General features: G+C 61.2%; 1 protein-coding gene and 1 pseudogene. One reads left to right on the forward strand and one right to left on the reverse strand.

What is annotated here, in order from left to right:
• On the forward strand, positions 1-1,095 hold a 1,095-nt coding region (locus KG698_RS15210), incomplete at its 5' end, for an IS1634 family transposase (RefSeq protein ID WP_213686388.1).
• Between the two features lie 139 nt (positions 1,096-1,234).
• On the opposite strand, the pseudogene KG698_RS15215 reads toward KG698_RS15210, so the two are convergent.
• A pseudogene (locus KG698_RS15215) lies at positions 1,235-1,555 on the reverse strand (hypothetical protein); the annotation flags it as partial.

The raw sequence follows: 1,555 nt of genomic DNA on the forward strand, positions 1-1,555 counted from the left end.
GACCTGACCACCGTGCGCATCCATGGCGAAGGCGAGGTCGACGACGACATCCGTGCCTATGGCATGAACAAAGAGACAGGCGGTATCGCCCGCCAGTTCGTCCTCGGCGTCGTGCAGACCGCCGAGGGCCTGCCGCTCATGCACACCGTGCATCCGGGCAACGTGGCCGAGACCAAGACCTTGCAGGCTATGCTGGCCACCGTCCTGGAACGCTTCCCGATCGAGCGTATCATCCTGGTGGCAGACCGCGGGCTTCTGAGCCTCGACAACATCGACGCCCTGACATCGCTGGCCGAGCAGGGTGGGCGCATGCTGGAGTTCATCCTGGCGGTCCCCGCACGCCGTTACGGTGATCTGGTCGAGACCTTCAGGCGCATGGCCTTCGACGAGGCCGGGCTGGCCGAGGATCGGTTTGCCGGTCACCGCCTGATCGTCGCCCACGACCCCTTCCGGGCGGCCGAACAGGGCGACCGACGGCGCGCCCGCATCACCGAGCTCGACGCCATGGCCGAGAAGATGGTCGGCAAGCTCGACGCCCAGGATGCCGGACAGACTGCCAAGGGACGCCGCGCCTCCGACCGCGGTGCCTACAGCCGCTTTATCCGTGCCGTCGCGGAAGCCGAGCTCTCCCGCTTCCTCAAGGCCGATCTGAATGCAGATCGGTTCAGCTGGCGCGTCGATGAAGACGCCATCGCCCAGGCCGAGCTCTTCGACGGCAAGCTTACGCTGATCACCAACGCGCCGGATCTGAGCCCAGCCGAGGCTGTTGCGCGCTACAAGGGCCTGGCGGACATCGAGCGCGGCTTTCGCGTCCTGAAATCCGACATCGAGATCGCACCGGTTCACCACCGCCTGCCCGATCGTATCCGTGCCCATGCCATGATCTGCTTCCTCGCTCTCGTCCTCTACCGCGTCATGCGCATGCGGCTGAAGGCCAAAGGTCACAGCGCAAGCCCAAAGACCGCTCTCGATCTGCTCCAGCGCATTCAACGCCACACAACCAATATTGGCGAGCGAACCCTGGAGGGCCTCTCAACAATTACGCCGGAACAATTGGAGCTCTTCGACACCCTCGACCTGCCAAAACCTGCCTGATCCTCGCTCGGTAGTCACACAATGGCGAATACCGACATAACAATATCAATTACTTAGTCGTTTTGCTGTCGAACTTGGGTGGCCTGCCTAATGAAGGGAAGGTCGCATGGTTCTGCCTACTGAACAAGTGTTTTTCGCCCTATACAGCGCCACCCCTTCTCTCGATGAAGTCGGCCAGCTTCTCATCACACAGGGCGCTCAGCGACTCTCTCTGGGCCTCTGAGAGACCATCCCCTACAAGCCTGTAGCCTAAGATGGTCTTGCCCGACCTGATCGGCTCAACAACGCCGTTCTTGGTTAGTACATCGCCAACCATCCGCTTTGTGCGCAGCCCGTTGTATTCAATCTGAGGTAGGTCATAACTGAGCAGAGCCTTGGCAATGTCTTCAAGGCTTGCTATGCCGTTGCCCTCCAGGAGGGCCGCTGAGTGGCAATATGGAGTTTTTAGCGCAAGATCTGC

The sequence above is a fragment of the Roseicyclus sp. genome, from assembly GCF_018402035.1.
Taxonomy (GTDB): Bacteria; Pseudomonadota; Alphaproteobacteria; order Rhodobacterales; family Rhodobacteraceae; genus Roseicyclus.